The 25,841-nt window shown below is 34.4% G+C and carries 28 protein-coding genes and 1 other RNA gene; 1 reads left to right on the top strand and 28 read right to left on the bottom strand.

The annotated features are described in order from the left end of the window. Position 1: 1 nt before the first annotated feature. The 22 genes from purF to nth all read right to left on the bottom strand — a co-directional run bounded on the left by purF (position 2) and on the right by nth (position 19,931). The gene (purF, locus tag COB47_RS05585; protein WP_013290405.1) at positions 2–1,426 is read right to left on the bottom strand and encodes an amidophosphoribosyltransferase; all 1,425 of its coding nucleotides are present in this window, start codon (positions 1,424–1,426) and stop codon (positions 2–4) included. Continuing rightward, the gene (gene purL, locus COB47_RS05580) at positions 1,408–3,600 is read right to left on the bottom strand and encodes a phosphoribosylformylglycinamidine synthase subunit PurL (protein ID WP_013290404.1); all 2,193 of its coding nucleotides are present in this window, start codon (positions 3,598–3,600) and stop codon (positions 1,408–1,410) included. The genes purF and purL overlap by 19 nt, the downstream gene beginning before the upstream one ends. Positions 3,601–3,606: 6 nt before the next feature. Beyond that, positions 3,607–4,305 (bottom strand): phosphoribosylformylglycinamidine synthase subunit PurQ, encoded by a 699-nt coding sequence (gene purQ, locus COB47_RS05575; protein WP_013290403.1) that lies wholly within the window; start codon positions 4,303–4,305, stop codon positions 3,607–3,609. A 3-nt stretch (positions 4,306–4,308) separates the two neighbouring features. After that, a complete protein-coding gene (gene purS / locus COB47_RS05570) occupies positions 4,309–4,557 on the bottom strand; it encodes a phosphoribosylformylglycinamidine synthase subunit PurS (protein WP_013290402.1) in 249 nt (82 codons plus the stop codon). Between the two features lie 37 nt (positions 4,558–4,594). Then, complete coding sequence (purC, locus tag COB47_RS05565; protein WP_013290401.1) at positions 4,595–5,317, bottom strand: phosphoribosylaminoimidazolesuccinocarboxamide synthase; 723 nt, start codon at positions 5,315–5,317, stop codon at positions 4,595–4,597. Positions 5,318–5,438: 121 nt separating this feature from the next. Then, positions 5,439–6,827: an NCS2 family permease gene (locus COB47_RS05560; protein WP_041742440.1), complete on the bottom strand. Its 1,389-nt coding sequence runs from the start codon at positions 6,825–6,827 to the stop codon at positions 5,439–5,441. Between the two features lie 218 nt (positions 6,828–7,045). Continuing rightward, the gene (locus COB47_RS05555; protein ID WP_013290399.1) at positions 7,046–8,275 is read right to left on the bottom strand and encodes a S1C family serine protease; all 1,230 of its coding nucleotides are present in this window, start codon (positions 8,273–8,275) and stop codon (positions 7,046–7,048) included. A 91-nt stretch (positions 8,276–8,366) separates the two neighbouring features. After that, the gene (locus COB47_RS05550) at positions 8,367–9,770 is read right to left on the bottom strand and encodes a sensor histidine kinase (RefSeq protein WP_013290398.1); all 1,404 of its coding nucleotides are present in this window, start codon (positions 9,768–9,770) and stop codon (positions 8,367–8,369) included. A 24-nt stretch (positions 9,771–9,794) separates the two neighbouring features. Further along, positions 9,795–10,466, bottom strand: a complete 672-nt coding sequence (locus COB47_RS05545) for a response regulator transcription factor (protein ID WP_013290397.1) — start codon at positions 10,464–10,466, stop codon at positions 9,795–9,797. A gap of 18 nt (positions 10,467–10,484) precedes the next feature. Then, a complete protein-coding gene (locus COB47_RS05540) occupies positions 10,485–11,462 on the bottom strand; it encodes an AIR synthase family protein (protein ID WP_013290396.1) in 978 nt (325 codons plus the stop codon). 26 nt (positions 11,463–11,488) lie between these two features. Next, positions 11,489–11,848, bottom strand: coding sequence for a phage holin family protein (locus tag COB47_RS05535; protein WP_013290395.1), 360 nt, complete (start codon positions 11,846–11,848; stop codon positions 11,489–11,491). Between the two features lie 45 nt (positions 11,849–11,893). After that, positions 11,894–12,433: a CDP-diacylglycerol--glycerol-3-phosphate 3-phosphatidyltransferase gene (gene pgsA, locus COB47_RS05530; RefSeq protein ID WP_013290394.1), complete on the bottom strand. Its 540-nt coding sequence runs from the start codon at positions 12,431–12,433 to the stop codon at positions 11,894–11,896. 72 nt (positions 12,434–12,505) lie between these two features. After that, positions 12,506–13,150 (bottom strand): single-stranded DNA-binding protein, encoded by a 645-nt coding sequence (locus tag COB47_RS05525; RefSeq protein ID WP_013290393.1) that lies wholly within the window; start codon positions 13,148–13,150, stop codon positions 12,506–12,508. Between the two features lie 63 nt (positions 13,151–13,213). Beyond that, entirely contained in the window at positions 13,214–13,807 is a 594-nt protein-coding gene (locus COB47_RS05520; protein WP_013290392.1) for a hypothetical protein, read from the bottom strand. Positions 13,808–13,873: 66 nt separating this feature from the next. Beyond that, positions 13,874–14,641, bottom strand: coding sequence for a polysaccharide deacetylase family protein (locus COB47_RS05515; RefSeq protein WP_013290391.1), 768 nt, complete (start codon positions 14,639–14,641; stop codon positions 13,874–13,876). An 81-nt stretch (positions 14,642–14,722) separates the two neighbouring features. Beyond that, complete coding sequence (locus COB47_RS05510) at positions 14,723–15,178, bottom strand: DivIVA domain-containing protein (protein WP_013290390.1); 456 nt, start codon at positions 15,176–15,178, stop codon at positions 14,723–14,725. A 72-nt stretch (positions 15,179–15,250) separates the two neighbouring features. Continuing rightward, positions 15,251–15,979, bottom strand: coding sequence for a tRNA threonylcarbamoyladenosine dehydratase (locus COB47_RS05505; RefSeq protein WP_013290389.1), 729 nt, complete (start codon positions 15,977–15,979; stop codon positions 15,251–15,253). A gap of 70 nt (positions 15,980–16,049) precedes the next feature. Beyond that, a non-coding RNA gene (gene ssrS / locus COB47_RS11940) (6S RNA) lies at positions 16,050–16,257 on the bottom strand. A gap of 38 nt (positions 16,258–16,295) precedes the next feature. Next, positions 16,296–17,288 carry an acyl-CoA dehydratase activase gene (locus COB47_RS05500; RefSeq protein WP_013290388.1) on the bottom strand — a complete coding sequence of 331 codons (993 nt, stop codon included), beginning with the start codon at positions 17,286–17,288 and terminating at the stop codon, positions 16,296–16,298. After that, entirely contained in the window at positions 17,260–18,354 is a 1,095-nt protein-coding gene (locus COB47_RS05495) for an acyl-CoA dehydratase activase-related protein (RefSeq protein ID WP_013290387.1), read from the bottom strand. Before COB47_RS05495 ends, COB47_RS05500 begins: the two co-directional genes overlap by 29 nt. Continuing rightward, the gene (locus COB47_RS05490; protein WP_013290386.1) at positions 18,323–19,201 is read right to left on the bottom strand and encodes an acyl-CoA dehydratase activase-related protein; all 879 of its coding nucleotides are present in this window, start codon (positions 19,199–19,201) and stop codon (positions 18,323–18,325) included. The genes COB47_RS05495 and COB47_RS05490 overlap by 32 nt, the downstream gene beginning before the upstream one ends. 94 nt (positions 19,202–19,295) lie before the next feature. Next, on the bottom strand, positions 19,296–19,931 hold the full coding sequence (gene nth / locus COB47_RS05485) for an endonuclease III (protein ID WP_041742436.1): 636 nt from the start codon (positions 19,929–19,931) through the stop codon (positions 19,296–19,298). A gap of 57 nt (positions 19,932–19,988) precedes the next feature. Between nth and COB47_RS05480 the strand changes: the two genes are divergently transcribed. Continuing rightward, positions 19,989–20,357 (top strand): GNAT family N-acetyltransferase, encoded by a 369-nt coding sequence (locus tag COB47_RS05480; protein ID WP_013290384.1) that lies wholly within the window; start codon positions 19,989–19,991, stop codon positions 20,355–20,357. Here the strand turns inward: COB47_RS05480 and murJ are convergent. The 6 genes from murJ to hisH all read right to left on the bottom strand — a co-directional run bounded on the left by murJ (position 20,335) and on the right by hisH (position 25,838). Then, the gene (gene murJ / locus COB47_RS05475) at positions 20,335–21,906 is read right to left on the bottom strand and encodes a murein biosynthesis integral membrane protein MurJ (protein WP_013290383.1); all 1,572 of its coding nucleotides are present in this window, start codon (positions 21,904–21,906) and stop codon (positions 20,335–20,337) included. The genes COB47_RS05480 and murJ overlap by 23 nt on opposite strands. 41 nt (positions 21,907–21,947) lie before the next feature. Beyond that, positions 21,948–23,027, bottom strand: coding sequence for a mannose-1-phosphate guanylyltransferase (locus COB47_RS05470; RefSeq protein ID WP_013290382.1), 1,080 nt, complete (start codon positions 23,025–23,027; stop codon positions 21,948–21,950). A gap of 98 nt (positions 23,028–23,125) precedes the next feature. Continuing rightward, positions 23,126–23,743 carry a bifunctional phosphoribosyl-AMP cyclohydrolase/phosphoribosyl-ATP diphosphatase HisIE gene (hisIE, locus tag COB47_RS05465; RefSeq protein ID WP_013290381.1) on the bottom strand — a complete coding sequence of 206 codons (618 nt, stop codon included), beginning with the start codon at positions 23,741–23,743 and terminating at the stop codon, positions 23,126–23,128. Between the two features lies 1 nt (position 23,744). Next, positions 23,745–24,497, bottom strand: coding sequence for an imidazole glycerol phosphate synthase subunit HisF (gene hisF, locus COB47_RS05460; RefSeq protein ID WP_013290380.1), 753 nt, complete (start codon positions 24,495–24,497; stop codon positions 23,745–23,747). 25 nt (positions 24,498–24,522) lie between these two features. After that, positions 24,523–25,236 (bottom strand): 1-(5-phosphoribosyl)-5-[(5-phosphoribosylamino)methylideneamino]imidazole-4-carboxamide isomerase, encoded by a 714-nt coding sequence (hisA, locus tag COB47_RS05455; RefSeq protein WP_013290379.1) that lies wholly within the window; start codon positions 25,234–25,236, stop codon positions 24,523–24,525. Further along, positions 25,233–25,838 carry an imidazole glycerol phosphate synthase subunit HisH gene (gene hisH / locus COB47_RS05450; protein WP_013290378.1) on the bottom strand — a complete coding sequence of 202 codons (606 nt, stop codon included), beginning with the start codon at positions 25,836–25,838 and terminating at the stop codon, positions 25,233–25,235. The genes hisA and hisH overlap by 4 nt, the downstream gene beginning before the upstream one ends. Positions 25,839–25,841 lie beyond the last annotated feature (3 nt).

Here is a 25,841-nt window from a genome sequence, read left to right as displayed (position 1 = left end):
TTCAAACACCCTCTTCAAGAATATATTTATTAAAATTTCCTGGTATCTCAGTTACATAATCTCCGCTAAAACATGCTGTACAAAATTGATAGATTTTCCCATCAAAGACCTCATTCAGCCCATTTAAGCTTAGGTATTCTAAAGAGTCAGCACCTAAAATTCTTGCAATCTCCTCAGTTGAGTAATTTGCTGCGATTAGTTCTTTCCTGTCAGGTGTATCTATACCATAGTAACAAGGGAAAAGAACAGGCGGAGAACTTATTCTAAGATGAACCTCCAATGCCCCTGCATCTCTCAACATTTTTATTATCTTTCGCGATGTTGTTCCCCTTACAATAGAATCATCAATTAAAACCACTCTTTTGCCTGCCACATTATTTTTTAAAACATTGAGCTTTATTTTTACAGCTATTTCCCTTTGGGTCTGTTCAGGCTTTATAAATGTTCTTCCTATATACCTATTCTTTATAAAACCTTCTGAAAATGGAATACCAGCTTCTTCGGCAAAACCGATGGCAGCAGTTGTCCCAGAATCTGGCACACCAATTACAATGTCGCAGTCCACATAAGACTCTTTGCAAAGTTGTTTCCCAAGCCTTTTTCTTATTTCATAAACGCTTATTCCTTCCAAGTATGAATCAGCCCTTGCAAAGTAGATAAATTCAAATACACATAAGTGTTTAGTGTTATTATTGTATTTTTCACTCTTAATACCACTTTTAGTTACCGAAATTATCTCTCCTGGTTCAACATCTCGGATATATTCTGCTCCGATAGTGTCCAGGGCACATGTTTCTGATGCAAAACAAATACTGTTGTTTATCTTTCCCATAACCAAAGGCCTGAGACCATAAGGGTCTCTTACTGCAATAAGTTTGTTGGGTGTTAAAATCAGCAAAGAATACGCTCCTTTTATTTCATCCATAGTTTTTAAAATGGCTTCTTCAATATTTTCGGACTTTATTCTGTTACGTGAAATCAAACTTGCAATAACTTCAGAATCAATAGTTGTCTGAAAGATTGCTCCTTCTTGCTCAAGTTTCTCTCTTATTATATGTGCATTAACAAGATTGCCATTGTGCGCAAGAGCCATATGACCTTTTCTGTATTTTATGACAAGAGGCTGAGCGTTTTCTCTGTCACTTTTGCCTGTAGTAGAATACCTTACATGACCAATTGCTGAATATCCTTTTAGATGATTTAGCACCACTTCGTTGAAAACTTCATTGACAAGGCCATTGTCCTTATGATAAATGATATTTCCCGAGTCATTTACAGCTATACCGCTACTTTCCTGACCTCTGTGTTGAAGAGCGTAAAGTCCAAAATAAGTAATCTTCGCAACATCAAGTTTACCATCTGGACAATATATGCCAAATATTCCGCAATGGTCTTTAAAACTCTCTTCTAACTCTTTAAAGCACATGGTATTGCCTCCTGATATATCCTCTCAACCTCTTTTAGGTCCAAAAGAATCTCCTTATTATTTATCTTACCATTTATCACAAACTCATTTGTTACTCTTCCTACCACAGTAAGCTCAATGTCATCTAATATATCCTGTATTTTTCTTAAATTACTTTCTTGGAATGTAACAACAAACCTTCCTGGCGTTTCACTGAAAAGATAAAAATCTTCTCTTAGCTCTGTTTTTATTTGCAATTCAGCACCCTTTGAACCTCTTATTGCACTTTCTATAAGAGCAATTGCAAAACCTCCATCTGAAATATCATGAACAGAGTTGAAAAGAGCTTTGTTGATACATTCTAAGACTTTATCACATACTTTTTTGTGAAGCTTTAAATCGAGTTTTGGCACCCTACCAGAAACTATTCCATGATAAAAACTTAGATATTCACTTGCTCCAATATCATCTGAGGTTTTTCCAATAACTGCAACCAAATCACCTTCATTTTTGAAAGAAATGTCAACCGCTTTTTCGATATCGTCAATTCTACCTATCATTCCAATTACAGGTGTAGGGTAAATAGCTCCTTCTTCTGACTGGTTGTAGAACGATACATTTCCGCCAGTTACAGGAGTTTCGAAATACTCGCATGCAACTTTCATTCCTTCAATTGTTTTGACAAATTGGTAATAAATTTCTGGATAGTGCGGATTTCCAAAGTTAAGTCCATCTGTGATTGCAAGCGGTTTTGCTCCCACAGCCACGATATTTCTATAACTTTCTGCCAACACAAGTTGAACTCCTTCATATGGATTTAAATAACAATATCTACCGTTGCTATCTATTGTGACAGCAATTCCTTTCTTTGTTCCTTTTATTCTCAAAAGACTTGCATCATGACCTGGTCTTATGACAGTATCTGTTCTGACCATATGGTCATACTGGCGATAGATGTACTCTTTGCTTGCAAGGTTAGGATTTGAAATCATCTTGCAAATAACCTCGTTTAGATCATTTGGTTGCGGAATTGAATATACATCAAATTTTTCAGCCTCTTTTATTATCGCTGGCTCTTTTACTTCTCTGACATAGGCTGGCGCATGAGCAAGTGCCTTCGCAGGAACCTCTGCTAACACCTTGCCATTGTCAAGAACTCGGAGCATACCATCATCTGTTACTCTTCCTATCTTTACTGCATGAAGTCCCCATTTTTCGAATATTTTGTATACTTCTTCCTCTCTTTCTTTTTTAACAATTACAAGCATTCTTTCTTGTGACTCTGAAAGCATAATTTCAATTGGGTTCATACCTTCTTCTCTTTTTGGAACAAGTGCTACATCTATTTCGATGCCTGTTCCAGCTCTTGCAGCTGTTTCGCACGTTGAAGAAGTAAGCCCTGCTGCGCCCATGTCCTGAATACCAACAACTGCATCAGTCTGAAAAAGCTCTAAACACGCTTCTAGAAGAAGTTTTTCCATAAATGGATCTCCAACCTGCACAGCAGATCTTTTTTCTTCTGATTCAGCTGTAAGATCGGTTGATGCAAATGTGGCTCCACCCATTCCATCTCTGCCAGTGGTATGCCCAACATAAAACACAGAATTGCCTACTCCTTGCGCAACCCCTTTGAAAATTTTATCTTTTTTCATAATACCTACACACATAACATTGACCAAGATATTGTTTTTGTAAACAGGGTCAAATGTAGTCTCACCGCCTACAGTAGGGATACCTACACAGTTACCATATCCTGCAATACCAGCTACAACCCCTTCAAACAAATATTTAGTTCTGTTATCATTGAGATTACCAAACTTGAGCGAATCTAAAAGAGCTATTGGTCTTGCTCCCATTGTAAATATATCTCGTATTATCCCGCCAACTCCTGTTGCTGCACCCTCGTACGGTTCTACTGCTGAGGGGTGATTGTGACTCTCTACTTTAAAACACACTGCATATCCATCACCTATGTCAACAATCCCTGCATTTTCACCTGGACCTTGAAGTATATGTCCACCTTTTGTAGGAAGGTTTTTTAAATAGGCTTTTGAGTTTTTATATCCACAGTGTTCAGACCACATAACTCCAAAAAGATTAAGCTCAAGTTCATTCGGTTCTCTCCCTAAAATCTCCACAATCATTTTGTACTCATCGTATGTCAGACCTACTTCTTCATAAAGATGTTTTTTCAAAACCTCTCACCTCGACTTCAAAAAATTGACAATACTTAAAAATACTCTTTTACCATCTTCGCAACCTAAGATTTTCTCGCTACTTCTTTCAGGATGGGGCATCAGTCCAAAAACATTTTTCTCCTTGTTACACACACCTGCTATACTTAGAATAGAACCATTGGGATTTGTTTCATCATTGACGTTGCCATATTTGTCACAATACTGCAAAACAATCTGCTGATTTTGAATCATTTGTTTTAATGTTTCTTCATCTACAACATAGTTACCCTCACCATGGGCAATAGGCAGATTTATTACTTCACCTTTTGTGTAGAGATTAGTAAAAGGAGTGTTTGTATTCACTACCTTTACATACTGGTCACTACAGATAAATTTAAGATTTTTATTTCTTATCAGCGCACCTGGCAAAAGATGACTCTCAGTAAGGATCTGAAACCCATTGCATATCCCTATCACAAGTCCTCCATTGTGCGCAAATTCCTCTATCCTTGGCATTACTTTCGAAAACCTTGCTATTGCTCCAGCTCTCAAATAATCCCCGTACGAAAATCCGCCAGGCAAGATTATACAATCAAACCCCGTTAATTTTTCATCACTGTCGTGCCAAATATACTCGACATCTTCATTGATAACATCTTTAATAACATGAAAACAATCACTATCACAGTTAGAACCCGGAAACACTACAACGCCAAACTTCATCTCTTACTCCTCCGAAATGTTAAACTTGTATTCTTCCATGACAGGGTTGCATAAAAGCTTTTCACACATGAGTTTTACCTGTTCTTTTGCTTTTTCAATATCATTTTCGTTCAAATATACCACAATATACTTTCCCATTCTGACTTTTTCTACATTGTCAAATCCCAGACTCTTTAAAGAATTCAACACAGCAATTCCTGGTGGGTCTGAAATTGATTTTTTTAAATATACAAAAATCTCAGCTTTAAGCATTGATATTTCCCCTTTCAAACAATTATTTTCAGTTTAATTACTTCGTCTTATCAAGACCAAGTCTTTTTAATATTTCCATGTACGCCTCTTCGACATTTCCAAGATCTCTTCTAAATCTATCCTTATCAAGCTTTTCTTTAGTCGCAACGTCCCAAAACCTACAGGTGTCTGGAGAAATCTCGTCAGCCAAGATTATCTCTCCTTTGTACCTGCCAAATTCAAGTTTGAAATCGATAAGGTTGATGTTAACTTGTTTTAGATAGTTTCTGAGCACATCGTTAATTTTAAAAGAATACTCTTCAATCTTTTTAATCTCATCCTCAGTTGCAAGTTCCAAAGCCAAGATATGGTATTGGTTCACCTGAGGGTCGCGAAGGGCATCGTTCTTGTAACAAAATTCTAAGATGGGTCTTTTCAAAATCGCTCCTTCTTCAAGTCCAAGTCTTTTGCATAGTGAACCTGCAGCTATATTTCTCACAATAACTTCAACTGGAATTATCTGTACTTTCTTAACAGCTGTCTTTCTCTCATCAATCTGTTCTATAAAATGTGTAGGAATTTTGTTGGACTCTAATATTTTGAAAAAATGGTTTGATACTAAGTTGTTGACAATTCCTTTATTATTAATTATACCTCTTTTTGTGCCGTCAAAAGCTGTCGCATCATCTTTGTATTCAATCACAACAACATCTTGATGATTAGTTTCATAAATCTTCTTTGCTTTGCCTTCATACAAAAGTTTTGTAATAACATAACTCATTGGAAAAACCTCCCACTTATCAATTAGTGTAAAAGTATAAGCATTCTTTAATGTAAGCAATGTATATTTATGCAATACCTGGATTTTTAAAGGGGAGCAACTTATATGCTCCCCTTTTTATTTAGTGTGCAATAACCATGAATCTCAGAATAAAAAGTATAGCAAGAATATATGTTATAGGATGAACCTCTTTTGCTTTTCCTCTTAAAAGTTTAACCAAAACATAGAATATAATACCCGCCGAAATACCGTTCGCAATGCTGTAAGTAAACGGCATAATTACAATTGTTAAAAACGCTGGAAGAGCTTCCTCAAAATCGTTAAAATCAATCTTTTTGATAGAGCTGATCATCATCACACCAACAGCAATCAAGGCTGGAGCAGTTGCCTGGGATGGCACAAGCCCTATAAACGGCGCAATCACCAATGCAAGGATAAATAAAATACCTGTAACCAAGGATGTAAGACCTGTCCTTCCGCCCTCTTCTATACCAGCTGCACTTTCAATATATGTTGTAACTGTGGAGGTTCCCAAAATTGCCCCTATAGTTGTAGCAAACGCATCTGCCATCAACGCCCTATCCATGTTAGGAATATCACCTTTTTCGTCAAGCATGCCCGCTTTATCAGCAAGACCTACAAGCGTTCCTATATTGTCAAACATATCAATAAGTGTAAATGTTAATACAACTGCAAACAAACTCAAAAATAAAGCTACAAAGCCTTTATCATGAGTTTGTGCAGCAAATAATCCCTTAAAATCAAAATTGAAAGCTTTTAATCTGAATGAATTTAATGAAAAAGTAAATTTAGAAATATCAACCAACTTTGCTATAAAACTTAGTAGTGTAGTAATTACTATTCCTATTATAATTGCACCCTTTACTCTCTTAGCTATTAGCACGCCTATCAGTAAGAGCCCAATCAAGGCAAGTACTGCCCCTCGAGAAGTAAGTATTTGTTGATTTATACTAGGATTGCTTGTGAGTGGTTTAAATGCACTTGTAAAATCTCCAAATTTAGGCAATTTCGTTCCTGAATCAATAACCACAATTCCTGCATTTATAAATCCAATAAATGAAATAAATAACCCTATTCCTGCTGTCATGGCATGCTTTAGCGAAATGGGAATTGACCTAATTATAGCTTGTCGAAGCCCCATTAGAGTAATTATTATGAATATAATACCTGATATAAACACCGCTGCCAATGCTTGTTGAGGAGTATACTTCATTTGAAGGCATACAGTGTAGGTAAAGAAAGCGTTAAGACCCATGCCAGGTGCAAGAGCAAATGGAAGATTAGCGTAAAGTGCCATAATAAGAGTTCCAACCGCCGCACCAATACATGTTGCAAAAAAGACAGCTTGCTTGTCAAGTCCAGTTGTGCTGAGAATAGAAGGATTGACAAAGATTATGTACGCCATTGTGATAAATGTGGTAAAACCTGCAATGACCTCTGTCTTCGCATCAGTTTTTCTTTCCTTGAGCTTAAAAATATTTTCTAACACAAGTATACCACCTTTCTTCGAACATTTTTTTAATATATTATCCGAATGTTTGGCATCTACAAGTACATATTATCAAAGCAACACGCTTTATGTCAATAATTAATTGTGAACAAAATTAAAATATTTCGGGATAATATTCGGAATGATAATATACAAAAAAACAGGTCACATCTTTTAGGAAAAAGATGTAACCTGATCAAATCTTTCCGAAATTAATTTTAGTCATCAGTAGTTGTATCAACAGGAGTACCCAAAGTCACTTTGAAGTCCTTGGTCTGGCCATCCCGCAGAACTCTTATGATTACTACATCACCAATTTTATGATTTGAAAGTATTGATTGAATATCTGAAAATGTAGTAACTTTCTTACCATCTATCTGCAAAATTATATCTCCTTCTTTTAAACCAGCTTTGGCAGCGCCCGTACCTGAATAAACCTTTGAAATATACATCCCCATTACATTACCATTTCTATCATAATATTCCATAACAGATATGCCTATGGTTGGTCTTAAAACTTTTTTGTATTTCATCAAATCATTTATAATCGGTTTTACATAGTTTATTGGAATAGCAAATCCCATTCCTTCAACACCTGTTTGAGAAATCTTGGCTGTGTTAATACCAATAACTTCACCATTACTATTTACAAGTGCACCACCACTGTTACCCGGATTTATTGCAGCATCAGTTTGAATAAGTGGAATCTGAACACCATTTCCCATATCAAGCTTTCTATTTACTGCACTCACAACGCCAAATGTAACTGTGCCAGCAAACTCTTGTCCCAAAGGATTTCCTATTGCAATAACAAACTCTCCAACTTTTACCTTAGATGAATCACCAAGAGGAGCAACAGCCTTTACATATTTCGGATCAATTTTTAAAAGCGCTATATCACTCAAAGCGTCTGTACCAACAATTGTAGCTGGAACTTCTTTTTCGCCTGATAAAATCACGGACACAGATTTTGCACCCGAAACAACATGGTTATTTGTTACAATATAACCATCTTTACTAATTATGACACCAGAACCCTCACCTATTGTGATTTCCTGTTCTTCATCAGTCCACCAGTTATAAGCTGTCCCTTTATTTTTAATACCCACAACAGCCGGACCAACTTTTTGAGCTACATCTGTCACAAAAGAACTGTTACCTGAATTCAGGACAACTGTTTTTGTCAGTGGTTCTGCATTGCTCGAACTATTCAAGTTTAGGGTATTTAGCGTTGAATTTGCATTATTTTTGAAATTATTAAAGTTTACTCCAAAATAACCAATAAAAAATATTGAAACCAACAACGCACCAATTATGCCACCTATAAGTCCTGCAACTAAATACTCTTTTATAGATTTTTTCTTTCTAATTGTTTTAGGAATCTCAAAATTAATAGGACTGTAATATGGTTGATAGTTTGGAGTTTCGAAATCAAATTTATCTGTCATCTTTGTTCACCTCTCACTTTGTTTTTTCACTTATAATTCTACCCCTTGTTTTTGAAAAAATTATTAACGAATTGTTAACAAATAATAAAAATTATTTTAAATCAAGCGTAAATGTAAACTTTGAGCCCACACCTTCCTCACTTTCAACCCAGATGTTCTGTTTATGAAGCTTTATAATCTCTTTTACAATTGAAAGCCCTAACCCAACTCCATTTTCAAGGCTTCTTGACTCATCAACCTTATAAAACCTTTCCCAGATAAGCTTTTGTAGCTTTTCAGGAATACCCACGCCTGTATCTTGTATTGTTATATAGGCTTTACCATTTACTACTTCAGAATATATATATATCTTCCCGCCAACCTTGTTGTACTTTATAGCATTGTCCAGAAGATTGTGAATAACTCTGCTTATCAAATCTCTATCAGCCTTGACAACAAGTTCTTCATCCACTTGTAAACTTACATCTATTTCTTTTTCTTCTATTCGCTTTTCAAATTTAATGAGTTCTTCTGCAATCACAGAATAAATCTTAAATTCACTCAAATTAACATTTATTTTTCCCCATTCAAGTCTTGACAATTCTAAAAGTTGATTAATCAAGTTGTTAAGCTTTATAACTTCCTCTTTTACAAGAGTCAAATAAAAATCTCTTTTGTCATCTGGAATAGTTCTATCTAATATACCTTCCACAAATCCTCTTATTGAAGTAAGAGGAGACCTGAGTTCATGTGACACATTAGAAATAAAACTTTTTCGCATCATCTCCAAGTTTTCTAATTTTTCTGTCATATAATTAAAAGATGAAATAAGTTCGCTAATTTCATCATCACTGTTATTTGGAATAGGTATTTTTTGCGAAAAATCACCTTCGGCTATCCTTCTTGAAGCCTGTGCAAGCTTTTTAATGGGAGTGATAATCCTTTGAGTCAGTGCATATGTTATTATCAGGACAACTAAAACTTCGAATAATGTAACAAGCCAAATTATTCTGTTGTACATCTTTAATGTTTGCCTTATTTCATCGGTGGAAGTGATAAGAAGCAGTCCTGAAATAATATGATTGTTTATCACAACCGGATACCCTATAACCAAATACTCTCTTTTTATAATATCACCTATAAGAAGCTTTTTTACAGCAATTTCGCCTTCAAAGACCTTGTCTCTTATCTTTCTCAGATTAAAGTCATCTATATACACCTGTTCGTCCGAGTTTAATATTACATTTGCATTTTTGTTTATCAATAGGATTGAAGCATTAAGATAATCTCGTAAAAATCTAATCTCAAACCTAAGTCTATCTTGCTCCAAAAAACCTGTGATATACCACAGAGCCAGTCCAGTTGCAATCTTTTCTGCTTCACGAACAAGCTGAGTCTGCTTTTGAGAGATAAAATAGTTTTCTGTCAAGTTATTGAGTACTGTTCCAAAAATTAAAAATCCGACTGCAATTATGATTGTATATGTCAGTACAAATTTAAAATATATGGATTTCAATTCTTTTCACTTCCCTAAATAAATCTAAATTTCAAATTTATAACCTACACCCCATACGGTTTTTATCTTCCAAGGATACTTATTATTTTCGATCTTTTCTCTTATTCTTTTGATGTGTACGTCAACTGTTCGAGTGTCACCAACAAAATTGTAACCCCATATATGGTCAAGAAGTTGTTCACGGGTAAACACTTTATTAGGATGCGATGCTAAAAAATACAAAAGCTCTATCTCTTTCGGCGGCATATCTATTACTTTATCTTCAAGTTTCACCTCATATGTAGTGAGATTTACTGTCAGATTTGGATATACCACAACCTTTTCATCATTGACTTCACCCTGTGTTCTTCTCAGTACTGCTTTTATACGTGCAATTAACTCTTTAGGATCAAACGGTTTTACAATATAGTCATCTGCTCCTAACTCTAATCCAAGTACCTTATCAAAAGTCTCTCCTTTAGCAGTGAGCATTATAATTGGAATGTTACTAATCTTTCTGAGTTCTCTACAAACCTCATATCCATCTTTTTTGGGCAACATAATATCTAATATAACCAGGTCGGGCATTTCATTTTTGAAAACAGAAATTCCATCCATACCATTGTGAGTAACTACCACTTCAAACCCTTCTTTTTCTAAGTAGAGTTTTATTACCTCACATATCTTTATATCATCATCAATAACAAGGATTTTCATCCTCTTTCTACCTCTCTTTTACACAACTTTATATATTTCATCTATTGGCAACTCATTGATATAAATTATCTCTCCACTTTTAGATATAAATTCTATATTTGGTCTTTCCATAATTTCTCCTACTACACAGCATTCAATGCCATTTCTCCAAAGCTTTTTTACCAGTTCATCTGCCCTGTTTGTCGTAATTAACATACTTCCACTTGAGATAAGCTTATATGGATTTAAATTAAAAAAAGCGCACACTTTTTGAACTGCACTACTGAGATTTATCATATTTTCATATATTACTGCACCTTTACTTGATGCTCTGCACACCTCATATATAGCTCCAAAAAGTCCACCTTCTGTAATATCATGCATACTGGAGGCATATTCTCTTGCTATCATCCCTTCCTTTACAACACTTAATTTTTCTACAAAGCTTTCTATTTCTTTTTCTTCGTGGCTATTTAATATATCCTTTAGTTTTTCTTTATACTTGTTATATAAAATAAAAATACCTTCTAAACCTATTGTTTTTGTTATAACAATTTTATCACCAGGCTTTGCTCCACCTGTAGAAACAAGAAACTCTTTTTTTACCCTTCCAAATCCAGTTGAAACAATCAATGGTCTTGTAACTGCAGTTGTCACTTCACTGTGTCCGCCCAAAAGATGTATGTTTAATTTATTGCAAGCATCTCTTATTTGAGTTAATATATGCGCAAATTCATCCTCACCACTTCCAGGGGGAAGAAGCACAGTAGTAAGTATTCCAAGTGGCTGTGCTCCAGCTGCCGCCAAATCATTGCAAGCAACAATAACCGATAAAAAACCGCTCATACTATCGCCTGCTGTAATTGGATCCATAGTAAGAACAGCTATTTCTCCTTCAATATCTACAGCAGCACAATCTTCTCCAATATTAGGAAACAACAAAATGTTTTTGCTTGTTTTTGATTTACTAAAGATATGTTTTTGTAGTATCTCTACAGGTACCTTTCCTATATCCAAAAAAAGACCCCCTTTGCCTTTCTAATTTAAAATACCCTGTCTGGCAAAAATATATCAAACATTCCCACCACAAAAGAGGTAACCAAATTAGCGATAATTGGTATTTTGATACCTGGTACTGACATATTACCAAAATATAAGATGGCAAAAGTTACTAAAAAAGCAATTATTCCTCTTCCTATAGGGGTTCTATAAAGTGTTGTTATTCTTTCAATTATATATGTTATCACAGATATTGCTACAATTAAAGCTATTCCTATCATCCAATTACTGAATACAAAGTTAGGGTAAATGAGCTGCATCAAAAGCATCATAAATGAAGCAACAACAAATCTCACAATTATACCAAGCCAGCTTGCATACCTTTTTTCAGTTTTTTCACTCATAACAAAAGCACCTCCTATTTGTAGGTTAACCAACTTATAATGCAGTTATTCACGGGAGGTGCTTTTGAGTCTTTTATATTCATTTACATATTTTGATACATACATTACAAGTGCAAAAACAGCAAAAATTAGAGCTAATATGAGTGTAAAAAAGGATATCTGCCATCTTAAGATTAACGCGACAATGGCTATGTAAAACAAAAAAGTTGAAATTTTTCCATATATATTAGCAGAAACCACTATTTTTATTTTCCCATATAAGAGAGCTGAACCTACTATCATAAAAATCTCTTTTGCAAGAACAATATAAAAAACCCATGAAGGTATATATTCTTTCAAAACAAGGCACCACAAGACAGTAAGTATCATCAACTTGTCTGCAAGCGGGTCAAATAGTTTTCCAAATTGTGTAACCATATTGTATCTTCGTGCAATAAAACCATCTAAAACATCAGTGAGGCCTGATAATAAAAACATACTTAGCGCTATCAGATAATTGTACTTCAGATGAGAAAGAAATATTGCAGCAAATACTGGTACTAATATAAATCTTAAAATTGTGAGAATATTTGGTAGATTCAACAACTACACCTCTTTTTTCTTTTGTCACTTTTTATGATTTTATCATATTTCAAAGATAATATCTATATCACATCTTTAGTTCGCATTCTCTTCCTTTTCTACTTTTTCAAGCTTAAATATAGAAACCTCATAAGCAGTTCTTATCTCTACCCTACCATCTTCCAATTTCTTTTGATAATCTCTACTTTGCACTCTTCCCCATATTTTTATGTTATCACCTATTTGAAATGTACTTGCAAAACGGGCATTTCTCCCCCAAGCAATGCAAGGAATATAATCTGACTTCCCATACAGTCTATTTACCGCGAGCAAAATATCTGTTATTTCCCTTCCTAAAGGCGTGGTGCGATACTGAGGTTTTTTGCACACATATCCATTTAAAAATATCTCATTGATATTCTTCGAAGGGTCAATACTCTCAACATTTTTAATGTCCCTTGCAAATACTGTTAAGATGAGTCTGTTTCCTACATTTGAAGGATTATTGTATGACCTAAACTGTCCTATTACCTCTACCGAGTTTCCCTCTTCAAGATTTACATTGATTAAAAGTCTATCAGAAACTGTTACAATTAAAATATCCTTTTGCTGAGAAAGTCGGGGAACTTCAAGCTTAAATGTAAAAAATTTTTCACCAAAACTCTCATGACTAAAATTAAGTGGAGTAACAACCTTTCCACACAAGTAAACTCTGTTGTTTTCTAAAGGGTTTTGAGACATGGCAAACACTCATCCTTTCGTACTTTTTTAGCCTATTTTTATACTATTCAACAAAGTAAATTTTTAGACATTCAAATTCAAACCACACAAACTTTTTAAAGTGGCAGAAATTACACAGACAGATATCCCCTCTTCCTCTTTTTGTAGATTTTCTTTTTCTTTTATTTCTTTCTCGGCAATAATATTGCCATCAATGGTCTCAACAGCTCTCTGGAAAAATAGGCTCAGGCTTACCTTGTTGTCACTGCCATAATCAAGATGAGTTATATTTATGGTGTTTTGGGATGAAAAGCCTATATCAATAACATTACAAGAAGTATTTTTTAATGCCAAAGGTACGTTATTATCCATAAAGATTAAAATTTTATGGTGTTTATTAAAAGTGTCTTTCCACCTACTTAAAATCTCATTCTGAAGGACAACAATGAATTCACAATATTTTACAACATTTTGTGGACAATCCAAATAAAAAATGATATAATCAAATGGAAGATTAAAGTCTATAAGCAAATTTGTAATTTTTTCGGCACTGATCTTTTCGTTCGCTAAATCTATCTCTAATATTTTTTTACCCTTTTTTTTTGCAAAATCAACAAAATCACTCTTAAATATCTTCTTGTACAAGGGGTTTTCATACAACACTCCTATCTTTACCATTTTATTTTTCTCCTCATTGTTTTTACCGCATTTATTAGTGTGACCATTCTTTTTTCAATTATTAAATCACCTTTCTATTTTTCTCTGAACACCTTGGTGGTCAATATAATAACCATCTTTATATATTAGTTCTGATACTGTTACAAATTGATACCCTTGCTTGGAAAGACTACTGAGTATAATCGGCAGAGCAAATTTAGTATTTTCGGCATTATTATGAAACAATACAATAGAGCCGCTTTTTACTCTCTTCAATACTCTCTGTGCAATCTCTTGGGCAGATAAATCTTTCCAATCAAGTGAATCAACATCCCACTGAATAACATAATATCCCAAGGAAGAAAGAGTTCTTATTAAAGTATTATTGTAATCTCCATATGGAGGTCTGAAAACCACTGGTTTTTTGTGAATAATCTTTATAATTTTTTCTTCACAGCTTTTAATATCTCTAATTATCTCAGCTTCAGATAATCTTGACATGTGAAGATGTTTGTCAGAATGGCTTCCTATTTCATGCCCTTGACTGAAGATATTCTTTACATCTTCGGGATATTTTTCTACCCAAAAACCTACAAGGAAAAAAGTAGCTTTTGCATTGAATCTTTTGAGTATACTAAGCAGTTCTTTTGTATCGTCGTTTCCCCATGCAGCATCAAATGTTAGAGCTATTTTCTTGTCATCCCTGTTAACACAGTAGATTGGTAGAAGCTTTTTTAGAGTTACAACCTCTACAGTTAGCCTTGAATAGATAAAAATAGTGTTTATTATGAGCAAAATAAGAATTGCGAGTAAGACCAGCCTTATAATTTTGGAAATGTTAAAAACTTTTATCATTATTCATTCTACAAAGTTTGTTCTAAGGTAAATTTATGAAAATGACAGTAATAATATGAAAAAATTAGAGTAGCATACTTTTTACATAATGCTACTCTCTTCTTGAAGTTCAGGTTGAGAGCTACCTATAGCTTTCTCATCAAATTTAGAAATGAAGGATTGAAGTTCTCCTTTTATTCGCTTTATTTCGTCTTTTAAATTTTGAAGAAGCTTTTCATGCTCCTCAATTTCAGCAAGAAGAGCTCTCTTTTTGTTTTCTCCCTCTTCAATTGCTTTTGATACGATACTCTCTGCCTTTTCCTGAGCAATTATGAGAAGCTCAGCAATTTTTATTTTTTGCTCGTTCAACTTTGAAAGCTCTTCCTCAAGCTTTTTCAAAGTATTCTTTAACTCCTCATTTTCTTTCTGGAGCTCTTCAATCTTTTCCTGTTTCTCTTTTATTTCTTTTTCATAGGTCATCTCCAAATTATTTAAATACTCTATCACAGAACTTGGTTTAAAACCCCTAAAAGCCCTTGCAAATTTGTATGTATTCATTTTTCCCTCCAGATTCTCTTAAGACCTTTTTGAATATTTTAACACAAAAAAGATTATTTTTGTATATCAAAATTAATCACCAAAAACCAGGTCCTTTACCACCTCATAAGCCATAATAAATCCTGCAACAGGTGGAACAAACGAAATACTTGCTGGAACATGCTTTTTTTCTGACTTTTCTTTTAAATATCTATAATCGGGTTTTGATGGTTTTTCCTCAGAGTATACAACCTTTAAACTCTTAATATTTTCTTTTCTCAGAATACTTCTAAGTTTTTTAGCAAGCGGACAATAACGTGTAGAATATATATCAGAAACTTTTACAAGCAAAGGATTTATCCTGTTGCCCATACCCATACAACTTATTATTTTTATGTTCTCTTTTGAAGAAAATTTGATAAGTGCAACCTTTGCCCCAATATCATCTATTGCATCTACTATATAATCCAAATTCACATTCTCAAAAATCTCATAAATATTCTCGGATGTAACTTTCTTAGGTATTATTTCTATTTTCACAAAAGGGTTTATTTCAACTGCCCTTTCACGTGCAATCTCCACTTTATATCTTCCTATACTCGGCATAGTTGCTATTAGTTGGCGGTTCAAATTAGAGGGAACAACTCTATCTTTGTCAACAATAACAAAATTTCCTACTCCACAGCGAACAAGAGCTTCAAACGCAAAACTTCCAACTCCACCAAGCCCACACACTGCTACTTTTGCCTTTGACAGTTTTTCAATCTTATCTTCTCCAATTAGCATCATAGTTCTTTGGAAAATATCTTCTGGACCTATCAATATTCAAATTCTCCCCTTTCAAAAAAAATAAAGACCCTTTTTGGTTTTGGGTCTTTCTTCTTTACATGTCAGGAACTCCACCATGCCGTCCTCAGGGAGTTTCCCAGACCCTGCCTCAGCAGGTGGGTATCCTGCCAATAGCTTTGCATTACTTCCTGTTTGTCACCCAAGATATACTTGGGTGGGAAGCCTATGCGCCACTATTGGACTCCGGATTCCCTTTTTTGATGGTGTTGGCCTGGAACTTCACCATCTTGTAACGCACACGGCAGAGTTCCTGCCATAGCTTTGTTTTGCTATTTCTAATTTAAATATATCACAGATTTTTAGAGTTTTCAATATGATAATTCCTGTTAGATGAGTATTTTTGGCATTTATCACCCCACCTTGCCACTAAATTGCCATTACTATAAAAACCAACAACCTCGCAATAATTTGAACAATCCCGACACTCAAATCCTTTTGTCTCAAACTTGCAACCATTGATGCTTTCAAAACCCCTGAATTTGGTGATAAGACCTTTTGTCCTCTCCTTTGCCAGCAGGGCAATACCTATTGCTCCCATAACATTGTAGTATTTTGGAACTATAATTTGTGTTCCAAGAAGTTGCTCAAAAGCCTTTTTCATTGCTATATTTGCCGCAACACCGCCCTGGAACAGTATTGGACTTTCCAAGCTTTTCCCTTTCGCCAAATTGGCAAGATAGTTTCTCGCCATAGCTAAACACAGCCCAAAAAGAATATCTTCACAAGGATGTCCAAGCTGCTGTTTGTGAATCATGTCTGACTCAGCAAACACAGCACACCTGCCAGCTATTCTTACAGGATTTTGTGATTTTATTGCTATTTCACCAAACTTTTCAATCGGAATATTAAGTCTCTCTGCTTGTCTATCCAAAAAAGAACCTGTTCCCGCAGCACAGATTGTATTCATAGCAAAATCAATAACAATTCTATCTTTTATTAAGATTATTTTCGAATCTTGTCCACCTATTTCAATTATAGTTCTTACATCAGGTACAAAAAAGATTGCAGCCTTTGCATGAGCAGTTATCTCATTTTTTACAATGTCTGCTCCTACCACCAGCGATGCTAAATGCCTTCCTGACCCTGTAGTTCCAACTCCTTTTATCCTCAAGCTATCTCCATACTTTTCGTACAATGCGCCAAGAGCCTTTTGTAAAATTTCAATAGGCTTTCCTTGGGTTCTGAGATACATGCTTTCAATAATTCTGTCACTTTGGTCAAGCAATACTACATTAGTACTAACAGAACCAATGTCAATCCCAAGAAAGAAGTCTTTGCTCAACGTTATCACTCCTTGCTTCGATTAAGTCTAAAAAAGCTTCTAAACGTGTTTTGATACCTACGTCACTGTCAACCTCGTCTACTACAACGTGTAGGATAGGAATATTAATTTGATTTTTGATACCATTTAATACTGATTTTGCTATTATTTCTGGCATACATGTGAGAGGAAAAATATGCAATATTCCATCATATTTCTGGGCTGCAAAGTATTTGGCATAAGAAATAGTCTCTCTTGCGTGGCCTCCAATTAAAGCTGGCATTATACCTTTAGAATATCTCTTAATAATTGGATCTTTTCTTTTAAATATTGGATATATTAGATGTGTATCAATCCACTGGGAAATATAAAGATTTCGTTCAACCTCGCATCCCATATCACCAAGTATTTTTTCAATGTTCAAGCTTGAAAAACTATCAATAATGGTGTATATCTCTCCTACAATTCCTATTTTTCTGACCTTCTCATTTACAATGTACAAGTTGTCAAGCAAAACATTCGTGGTATCAACCAATCTTTCCATTTGATCAATTCCGCAAACTTTTAGTGCTTCCTTTCTGAACCTTTCATATATTTTATCTACGCTTCCCTTAACCATTTCCCTTGGTCTTAAAAAATGTACTTTTTTCTCAATTCCATCTACCTTTTTGGCTAACCTATACACTCTCTTTAATACACTGGCTATATTTTTTCTTGCAAATATCTTACTCACCTGCTCCAAAAAATTCCTAAGACCATAAAAAAGAGGTTCAATGACTATCATCTCCACATCATAGCCCAAATCTTTGATAATCTCCTTTTCAAGTGCACCATAGTATCCAAATCTACATGGTCCACAGCCACCAAAAATTACAATGGTGTCTGCGCCCATTTCAATTGCTTGGATGAAATTCCCCATGTTCAATTTAAAAGGCAGGCAAATACATTCGGGCGAAAGTCTCTTTCCAATTTCAAGAGCGCTTTTGTTGTTATATGGAGGAATGACCACTTCAAATCCAAGTTCTTCAAAAAGAGCCTTAGCAATAACAAAAAGATTACCCATGTGCGGGAAGGCAACTTTTTTCATTTCTATTACTCCTCCATTCAATCATATCTAAATACGCTTCTATTCTTGTTTGTATCCCCACACCAGCACAATGCTCGTCCACAGTTATACAAAGATAAGGTAGTCCAATTTTATTACATTTTTTCATTATTAATTCTTGCAAAATAGAGTCAATTCCACATCCAAATGTCATAAGGTATATTACTCCATCAACATTTGTACTATTTCTTGCCCACTCAAAATAATTGTAGATGTCCCTAGCAGAGGACCAGAAGAATTCTTTCGGCAAATCAGAGGAAATATAAAAAGAATTAAAACGATAGTATGCGGGATAAATAGGATTGTAGCCTGCGTTTTTTATAGTTTCCAATATACCTTTGTTTAGAAATTCATCAAAAATAACATAGCTATGAGCCAATACCATTATATTTTTGGTTTTAGCTATCTTGGCCATAGGAAAATCAAAAAGTTGTTCATTTTTCATACTTTCTTCCGACATTATTTTCCGCTTTTTTCTTAAATTTATCTCAGGTACCACCAATTCAATCCCATGATAATTAGATTTTATGATATCCGGAATACCAATAATTTTGGGACATGAATAGGTGCCTGGCAATACAGACACAAGGCGTGGTAAAAACAAGGCATCTACCTGGTTTTGTTTTATCAAATACTCTACATGTCCAATAAAGATTTTTACGGGAATACAGAGTTCATCACAACTATTTTTAAGACCATATTCTACGATTTCTTTTGTTGTCTTGCCTGAAAAGATTATTTGAGAATCTTCTAAGACTTCTGGTATAACTCTTATAAAAAAGTTTTCCATTCCAGCATAGCAAAAACTATTTGGAACTCCTACCTTCACTTTTTCAATTCTCCCTTTCAAAGATTGAGACCGTTTTTTCTATTTACTTATTTTTCACCACTTTGGCAGTAAAAATACAAAAAAATAGGCCCTTCTATTTTCGGGCCTTGAAATACTTACAAACATCTTTTATAGTACACACTTCACATTTTGGTTTTATTGCCTTGCAAACTGCTCGCCCATGGTAAACCATCAAATTGCTAAATATAGTGTACAACTGAGGCTCTACAATATCTCTCAGCTCAAGCTCTATCTTTGTTGCATCTTTACTATTTACAAGTCCAAGCCTGTTTGAAAGTCTCATACAGTGAGTGTCAACTATTATGGAAGGTATTCCATAGATATTTGCCATTATTACATTTGCTGTCTTTCTCCCAACTCCTTTAAGTTTTACAAGTTCTTCAATAGTAGTTGGCAACGTACCATTATATTTTTCAACTAAGATTCTTGCAGTCTCTTTTATACTTTTAGCTTTGTTTTTATAAAACCCAACAGGCTTTATATCATTCTCAAGCTCAGAAAGGTCTGCCTCTGCAAAACTTTCAAGCGTAGGATATTTTTTGAAAAGCTCAGCTGTAATCTTATTTACACGCTCGTCTGTACTCTGTGCTGCTAAAATGGTTGCAATTAAAAGCTCATATGGTTTATTATAATTTAAAGTACACTTTGGCTGTGGATAAATCTTTAAAAGTTCTTTTATCACATAGTTTGCTTTTTCTTTTTTAGTAATCTTCGTTCACTCCCAAAAAATATTTTGATAAAAGGAGAAAAAAAGTAAGAGGATTTTTTGAAATTGTTCGATAGCCACAGTCACAGGTACCCTATTTATGTAGCAGAAGAAAATTCCACTATATTGGGTTATGGTTATCTCTCCCCGTTCTCAGAGAAAGAAGCTTATTCAATCACAGTTGAAGACACTATATACATACATCCATTGTATAGGGGCAGAGGGATTGGCAAGCAGATTTTAAAATTTTTAATAAAAAGAGCTAAAGACACAGGGGCTGCAAACATAATTGCAAAAGTGTGCGCTGAAAACTGTATGAGTTTGCATCTACACAAATCATTTGGTTTTGTAGAAGTCGGAAAGCTCACCAAAGTTGGTAGCAAATTTGGTAGGTTTTTGGATGTTATTATTTTGCAGCTAATCCTCTAACCTTTTTAATCACTTTTATTGAATTTTCCAATACCCATTGGGCCTCTTTTATTTTCAATAAATAAATTACTGTACTATATGAAATTACTCCACAAAATCCCCAAATCGAAAGATTGATTACCTTAGTTATAAACGTCACAGGCGTTTTTACTTGTATCAGATTTTTTGCAAAAATAATACTAATAGCCATTACAAAAGAAGCAAACAAGGCTTTTATGAATACTACCAAGGAGCTTTTTAGTTCAATCTTTCCTATCTTTTTAAATAAACTACGCATAAGCAAAAACACTGACACATAAGCAACAATGCTGGTACCCAGTGCTAAACCTCTGTGTTTTAAAAATTTAACAAGCACAATATTTAAAATTATATTAATTACTACAGCAAAAATACCATTTTTCATAGGTGTGAGAGTATCCTGAATCGAATAAAAAGTCCTACTAAGAATTTCTCTCACCGCATATCCTAAATACCCCAAAGAAAAAAACATAAGCGCACCACTTGTCAGATAAGTTGAACGGCTGTCAAACGCTCCTCTTTCATATACAAACTGAACAATTTCGCGTGATAACACCAAAACTGTAGCTGTAATTGGCACCATAATTAATATGAGAGAATTTATAGAAAGTACTAAGTATTTTTTGAACTCTTCTTTCTTTTCACTTGAAAAAAATCGTGATAAATACGGATAAATTACAGCCGAGATTGAACCACTAAATATACCATAAACTACTCCATTGAGTTTATCTGCAAAATTCAAAGCTGAAATACTTCCCTCAGGTAAAAATGAAGCTAAGTACCTGTCAACAAAAGAATTAAGCGACATCACCGACGAACCGATAAATACGGGCAGAACAAGTTTAAAGAGTTTATTTATATACGGGTCACGTAGGTTAAAATCTAATTTAAACTTAAACCCTTTTTTTTCTGCAAATGGTATTTGAAACAATACCATCGAAAAGTATCCAAGTACAAATGCAACAGCAACACCATAAATGTCAAATTCTTTCTTTAAAAAGGCTGAAAAGATGATAATTACATTGAATGGTAGTCCTACAAGTACAGGCACCACAAAATTTTCATTAGACTGAAGAAATCCTTGCAAGATATAGTTAGCGCCTAAAAAAATTATATAAAAAAATGTGATTCTCATCAGCTGCCAGGTCAACTGTTTTGTAGATCTATCAAATCCCCTAAATATCATTTCAACTATAAACGGTGAAAAGATAGAACCTATCACCGCCACTACAAGCGCAGCTAAGACAATTAAAAAAAGGGACTTGCTTGCAAATCTGCTTGCTTTCTCTTTGTTCTCTTTTACTAATATTTCATTGTATATAGGGATAAAGGTAGTAGAAAAAGAAGCTAAAATACTTGCAAAAAAAACGCCCGGCAACAGCTGGGCTGCAATTAAAGAGTCCAATTTATAACTTGTCCCGTAGAAAGCACCTAAAACAACCTCACGCAAAAATCCAAACAATTTTGACAGTATAGTTGCAACGATAACAAAAAAAGTTGCTTTAGTAATTTTCTTGGCACTGTCAGACATATAAGACCGCCCTTCTTAAAATAATAAATTAACAAAAAAGATTAAATAAACTTATCCAGCTTTCGTTCTTTGAGCATTTCAACAATCTTTTTAACATCCTGTGCTCTGTTTTTTGAACAAACAAGAACTGCATCTTCTGTTTCAGCAATAATTACATCAGACACATTAATTGTGGCGATAAGTCGGTTATTTCCATAAATTATGCAGTCACGCGTATCAATCCCAACATGCAAAGCTTTCACAATGTTACCATCATCATCTGGCGGAAATATTGCACCAAGTGAATCCCATGACCCTACGTCGTTCCAGCCAAAATCACCGGGTACCACTACTACCTCGTCAGTTCTTTCCATTATTCCATAGTCAATAGATATATCCTGAAGAGATGGATATATTTCCTCTATTTTCTCAAACTCTTGGTCTGTCCAAAGATACTCATATATAGAATAAAACCTATTGTAGATTCTGGGCAAGAATCTATTGAAGTTTTGAATAATTGTGTCTATCTTCCATACAAACATCCCACTATTCCACAAGTAATTACCACTTTTTATATACGCTTTTGCTCTGTCAAATGATGGCTTTTCAACAAATTCTAAAACCTCGTAAGCTTTTTTCTCATATTTATCACTGGAATCTCTGTCAAACTTTATATAACCATAACCAGTCGAAGGAAAAGTGGGGTTTATTCCAATTGTTATAAGTTTATCATGCTTTTCAGCAATTTCAATACAGGTATTTATTACTTCAGCAAATCCATCATTATCTTTAATATAGTGGTCAGATGGAAATACACACATTATTCCATCTTCATGTATCTTTTTAATTTTAAGTGCAGCATATAAAATACAAGCTGCTGTGTTTCTTCCAATTGGTTCATAAATGATGTTGTTTCTATCTATCTCTTCATCAAGAACCTTTTCTATCATCTCTTTTTGATTTATGTTGGTAACAATAAAGATATTTTCCTTAGGGATGACCTTTGATATCCTATCAATTGTTTCATTTATCAAAATGTCATTTCCAGAGAGGTTTAAAAATTGTTTTGGCGATGAGCTTCGTGACAAAGGCCAAAACCTTGTACCGCCACCACCTGCCATAACCACTGCAAATCTTTGCATTTTTAAACCCCTCCTCTTTAAGAAATATAGAAAACTTCAACAATTTATATTATACAATATTTTTCAAATTTTAAACAACTGAAAAATGCTAAAAAACATTATTTCATTCTCTCCTTCAAACTTTTGAAAATATCTGGCCAGTCGAGGTTAAAATACGCCAGCAAAACACTCAAGTGATACATCAAATCAGATATTTCATAGATAATCTCTTCTTTTTGACCATTCTTTGCTCCAATTACTACCTCTGTTGCCTCCTCGCCAATCTTCTTAACTATCTTATCAAGTCCTTTTTCAAATAAATAACAGGTATATGAACCTTCTACATAATTTTGCTTTCTATCATTAATTGTTTCCATCAATGAAAAGATAATATCAGTTGCAATCTTTTCTCCATTACCTTCTAAAGTAGTGAAAAAACATGTTTCGTTTCCTGTGTGACACGCCACCCCTGTCTGCTCGACAATTGCAAGCAAAGTGTCACCATCACAATCCAAAAACAAATTTTTCAGTTTTTGGACATTGCCTGAAGTCTCTCCTTTTTTCCATATCTTGTTTCTGCTTCGGCTAAAATAATGCATGTATCCTGTCTGAATTGTAAGTTCCAAAGCTTCCCTGTTCATGTACGCCAGCATAAGTACTTTGCCTGTTGAACTATCTTGAACAATAACAGGTATAAGTCCATTTTGGTCAAACTTCAATTGTGAAATATCTATCATTTTATATCCTCACCTCAATACCGTGATTTTTTAAGTAATTTTTTAAATCTTCAATTAAAATCTCTCCAAAATGAAATATAGAAGCAGCCAAAGCAGCTTCTGCTCCAGCCTTGAAAGCCTCCAAAAAATGTTCTGGCCTGCCTGCTCCACCTGAGGCAATGACAGGAATGTTCACGCTACTACATATAGCCTCTAAAAGCTCTAAATCATATCCTGCTTTTGTCCCATCTCTGTCCATCGAAGTAAGTAATATTTCTCCTGCCCCTCTCATTTCAACTTCTTTTGCCCATTTTACAGCGTCAAGTCCCGTATCAACTCTTCCGCCGTTTATATAAACATGAAAACCATCATTATGTCTCTTTGCATCAATTGCCACCACAATACACTGCGAACCAAAAACCTTTGCAGCTTCATTTACAAGATCGGGGTTTTTAACTGCTGCAGAGTTAATCGAAACCTTATCAGCCCCAGCCAAAAGCAAATTTCTAATGTCATCTAAATTTCTTATTCCGCCACCTACTGTAAAAGGAATAAAAACTTTTTCAGCCACATTCTTTACAACTTCTATCATTATATTTCTTTCTTCATGTGACGCTGTAATATCTAAAAATACCAGCTCATCAGCACCGAGCTGATTATACTCTTGAGCACTCTCGACAGGGTCACCAGCATCAACAAGATTGATAAAGTTTATACCTTTAACAACCCTTCCTCTGTTGACATCAAGACAGGGAATTATTCTCTTTGCAACCACTTTTCTCCTTCTCCTTTTTGAAATTTTATAGTATATTAATTATCTCCTCTAACTTGAGCTGACCTGTATAAAGAGCCTTTCCTACAATTGCCGCATCAACCCCTATACTTTTAAGTCTTACAATATCTTCTGTTGATGAAATCCCACCTGATGCTGTTAAAAACCCATTAAAAAGTTTCCGAATATATTTTGCAGCTTCGAAGTTATGCCCTCTTAGCATTCCATCAGTAGTTATATCTGTGTAAATAAGCCTCTCAAATCCTAAATTTGTTATTGTTGTAATCCCTTCTTCAATGGTAATTGTTGTTGCTTCCTGCCATCCAGAAAGTTTTACAAAACCATCTTTAAAATCAAGAGAAGCAATAAATCTTTCTTTACCAAACAGATTTATAACTTCATTTACAAAATCAGGATTTTTAAAAATAACAGAACCAAAAATGATATAATCAATTCCTGAAGAAAGGTAAAGTTCAACTGTAGCCTTATCCCTAATGCCTCCACCACATTCAACTGTCAAACATGTAGATATTTTTATCTTTTTTATAACTTCAAAATTCACTGGTTTTCCTGTTTTTGCTCCATCCAGATCAACAACATGGATGTATTTAGCACCACTTTTTTCAAAAAATTTTGCCTGCTCAACCGGATCTAAATTGAACAGTTGAACCTGGTTATAATCCCCCTGTGTAAGTCTTACACACTTTCCATCTATAATGTCTATTGCAGGTATAACAATCATAACAAACCTCCAAAGTTCTTAAGTATTTGCAGTCCTACTTCCCCACTTTTTTCAGGATGAAACTGAGTAGCAAATATATTGCCAACTTCTATTGAAGAGTCAAACTCAATACCATGCTCACAAACAGAAGATACTATCGATTTGTCTTTATTTTCTACATAATATGAGTGAACAAAATAGACAAACTGGTTATCCACACCCTTTAAAAGCTTTGAATTTCCTTTAACTTTTATCCTGTTCCATCCCATGTGAGGAATCTTGATATTCTCTTTTTGAGAAAACTTTTTGACATCTCCCTTCAAAATTTTTAAACCCTCACAACTGCCTTCTTCGCTAAATTCGTACAAAAGCTGATAACCTAAGCATATACCTAAAAATAAAGACTCTTTTATTTTTTTTCTTAATACGTCAACAAGCCTAAATCTTTCAAGATTAAAAATAGCGACATCAAATGCTCCTACACCCGGCAAAACAATCGCTTCAGCTTTTTCAATTTCGTCTTTGCTTGACGTAACAAAAGCTTCAAAGCCTATGTATTCAAATGCTTTTTGTACACTTCTCAAGTTCCCCATACCATAGTCCACAATACAAATCTTTTTCACAAC

Source organism: Caldicellulosiruptor obsidiansis OB47, from assembly GCF_000145215.1.
Lineage (GTDB): Bacteria > Bacillota > Thermoanaerobacteria > Caldicellulosiruptorales > Caldicellulosiruptoraceae > Caldicellulosiruptor > Caldicellulosiruptor obsidiansis.
The sequence above is the reverse complement of the archived record's forward strand: the minus strand, read 5'-3'. Positions and strand labels throughout refer to the sequence as shown.